Raw genomic sequence first — 2,780 nt, 5'->3', positions numbered from 1 at the left:
CGATCAGGGCCATGAAGTTCCGGAACGTTGCCTTTCCCCTCGAAAATTCGACGAGGATGTCGATATCGCTCGTCGGGGTATTCTCCCCCCTGGCAACCGAGCCAAAGATCCCGATCCGCTGCACGCCAAAGTGCTCTCCTGTCCAGGCCGATCGCTCCTGCAATCGCCTGAAGTCGTCGGTCTGGAGAGGAGCGGCCATGTTGGATCAGGTGGATCTGGGCTACAGGGGTATTTATAGGTGCCCGCGAACTGTGCACCTCCGGTCCAGTTGAGCAAACCCGGAACCTGCCGGACCGGCCCTTCGCCCCTGGATCCTATTCGTCCGGCCCTTCCAGGAGCCGCACGGCCTCGTCCCTCAGGCGTGAGATATCTCCCTGGTGCAATCGCTCCATGAAATCGAGCAGATCTGCACAGAACGCCTCTGCCTCTTCTATCGAGTCCCGGACATCCTCCGCCGTAATGGCGAAGTCCACATAATATTGCTTGTCGATCCGTTCTCTTTTTGCGGCGGCCAGGTGGGAACTGTCGATACCGTAGAGATGCTCCAGCAGGATCATCGCACCGGAGTGGTTCTCGCACTTGATTCCAGTCTTGAAAAGGAGGGCCAGGACCATGTAATACATGCTGTAATACGCCATCGATACCGTCTCTTCAAGCCGCCCGTTCTCCAGCAGGATCTTCGCCGAGATCAGATAACTCTCCGACTTCCTCCGGTACGCCTCCTGGACCTGAACGCTGGGTTCGACGATCTGGATCTTCCCCTTTCTGAAGAGTTTACTCAAAAAATTTTGTCTTTTCATAGTAGCGTTCGACTCCCTTTATGATGACGTGGTTTTTTGCGATCTCCTGGATCAGCAGATTCTCCTGGTCCCATGGTCCGATTTTTATGCTGAGCCGCGAGTGGCACCGTTCCAGCTCCTGCTTCACCTCTCTCTCGCCCGTCTCGATATAGACGTCGATGTCGCTCCTCTGGTCCGCGGTCCCCTTTGCATAACTCCCGAAGAGCACGGCAAGCGGGATATCCTCTCTCTCCTGAATCGTCCTGACGACGGACCTCAGGTGGGGGGCCTGCTCGATCAACGCTTTGAGGGTGTACCACTCCGTCATGAATACATAAACTCGTGATTCAAGGGTTTTTTTCAGGAAATAAACCCTATTTTTCCCCTCTACCCTGAAGTCGACGACATTTTCGTCTAAGAGGTCCTTGAGTTTCCGCAACACGGTGGTGTGCGAAATGCCCAGATCTTTTGCGAGTTTGCGGGGGTACGAGTCGCCCCTGAGCAGGAGAGCAATGATCTGAATGGATACATTTTGTTCCACATGGAACTTATTTGAACCGATGATTGAAAAAGGTAGCGCCTCTCCCTGGCCGCCGGAGGAAACCCTTATCCTGATCAGTGCGTACCAGAGGTAATAGCATGCTGACGGCTGAGGGCATCATCGGTGCGCTGGCAGATCACCGGACGAGGATCAGGAGCCTCGGCGTTCGGCGGATCGGGATCTTCGGATCCTTCGTCCGGGGCGAAGAAGGCGAAGACAGCGATATCGATATCCTGATCGAGTTCGAAGAGGGGAGGCGCTCCTTCGACACCTATATGGATCTCAAGTTTTTCCTTGAAGATCTCTTCGGGAGGAGCGTCGACCTCGTCGATCGGGACACCTTAAAACCGGGTCTTGCACCACACATCCTCCGGAGCGTCAGGTATGTCCAGGGAATATAATCTCTATCTCAAGGACATTCTTGAGGCGATCGAGAGGATTCAGCATATACCCGGGGAATGGACTGTGAGGAGTTCATCCCGTGCAGGATGGGGTGATCGGCGAGGTCGTCAACCTTATTCTTCAACGGGTGGACGAGATCGTGCTCTGCGCTTTTTTCCAGAGACCTTCCGTAGCCCTGCCGCTCGTTATCAGGTGAACGCCATGCAAGGGGCCGGCAGCAGATCGCGGAAACGGGAGCGGCCCCATGGCAACCTCTATAGAGATAGGAGAGGATCAGATGAGCCTGTATGCAGATGTGCTGGAAAAACGGGATGAGATTCTGCGGATCGCAGCAGATCACGGCGCCCTTACGGTCCGGCTCTTCGGCTCGGCCGTCAGGGGCGAGGAGACCCCGGAGAGCGACATCGATCTCCTCGTCGAGTTTGAACCGGGAAGAAATCTCCTCGACCATGTCGCCCTCGTCCAGGATCTGGAGGATCTGCTCGGCCGCAGGGTCGATGTGGTGACAGAGGGAGGGCTGCACTGGTATATCAAGGACCGCATTCACCAGGAGGCCGTCCCCCTGTGAAAGACGATCTGGCCGTACCTCATCCATACACTCCGACAGGATCGAGTCCTACGAGAACGGGAGGCGTTCATGACATCTCCGATGGTGCAGGACGCGGTGATCCGCAACTTCGAGATCATCGGCGAGGCGGTGAAGCAGGTCTCTGAACCGGTGAGAGAGAAACGCCCGGACGTACCCTGGCGTGCGGTTGCCGGCCTTCGTGATATTCTGATCCATCGATATATGGGTGTGGACCTGACCGCGGTCTGGGACGTCATCGAACAGGATCTCCCTGCATTGAAGCGGGCAGTTGCAGAGATCCTGGCAGATCTGCAGGATCCCTGACCCGGGCGGAGTTATACCGCACTACGAGATACAGACGGGCTCTCCAGTGAGGGGAAAACACCCCCCTAATAACGAGATCCCACCCTGATGGGCAGCGCATACGCTCAAAGATCGAGCAACGCATGGATCAGGGGTTTTTGAGCCGGGATCTCGTGGGTGATGACGT

At 56.1% G+C, this 2,780-nt stretch carries 6 protein-coding genes; 3 read left to right on the top strand and 3 right to left on the bottom strand.

Annotation, left to right across the window (positions count from 1 at the left end; genetic code table 11):
• The 3 genes from CUJ86_RS11665 to CUJ86_RS11655 all read right to left on the bottom strand — a co-directional run.
• The coding region (locus CUJ86_RS11665; RefSeq protein WP_207231424.1) for a nucleotidyltransferase family protein at nucleotides 1–199 on the bottom strand (199 nt) is incomplete at its 3' end.
• Between the two features lie 115 nt (nucleotides 200–314).
• Entirely contained in the window at nucleotides 315–782 is a 468-nt protein-coding gene (locus CUJ86_RS11660) for a HEPN domain-containing protein (protein WP_235855680.1), read from the bottom strand.
• Complete coding sequence (locus tag CUJ86_RS11655) at nucleotides 775–1,320, bottom strand: nucleotidyltransferase domain-containing protein (RefSeq protein ID WP_235855679.1); 546 nt, start codon at nucleotides 1,318–1,320, stop codon at nucleotides 775–777. The genes CUJ86_RS11660 and CUJ86_RS11655 overlap by 8 nt, the downstream gene beginning before the upstream one ends.
• Before the next feature lie 98 nt (nucleotides 1,321–1,418).
• On the opposite strand from CUJ86_RS11655, the gene CUJ86_RS11650 reads away from it, so the two are divergent.
• The 3 genes from CUJ86_RS11650 to CUJ86_RS11640 all read left to right on the top strand — a co-directional run bounded on the left by CUJ86_RS11650 (nucleotide 1,419) and on the right by CUJ86_RS11640 (nucleotide 2,614).
• Complete coding sequence (locus CUJ86_RS11650) at nucleotides 1,419–1,721, top strand: nucleotidyltransferase family protein (protein ID WP_130647747.1); 303 nt, start codon at nucleotides 1,419–1,421, stop codon at nucleotides 1,719–1,721.
• A 278-nt stretch (nucleotides 1,722–1,999) separates the two neighbouring features.
• The gene (locus tag CUJ86_RS11645; RefSeq protein WP_130647746.1) at nucleotides 2,000–2,290 is read left to right on the top strand and encodes a nucleotidyltransferase family protein; all 291 of its coding nucleotides are present in this window, start codon (nucleotides 2,000–2,002) and stop codon (nucleotides 2,288–2,290) included.
• Nucleotides 2,291–2,296: 6 nt separating this feature from the next.
• Entirely contained in the window at nucleotides 2,297–2,614 is a 318-nt protein-coding gene (locus tag CUJ86_RS11640; RefSeq protein ID WP_328590982.1) for a HepT-like ribonuclease domain-containing protein, read from the top strand.
• The last annotated feature ends 166 nt before the right edge of the window (nucleotides 2,615–2,780 follow it).

This window comes from Methanofollis fontis, assembly GCF_004297185.1.
Lineage (GTDB): Archaea > Halobacteriota > Methanomicrobia > Methanomicrobiales > Methanofollaceae > Methanofollis > Methanofollis fontis.
This window is presented reverse-complemented; position numbering and strand designations above follow the sequence as displayed.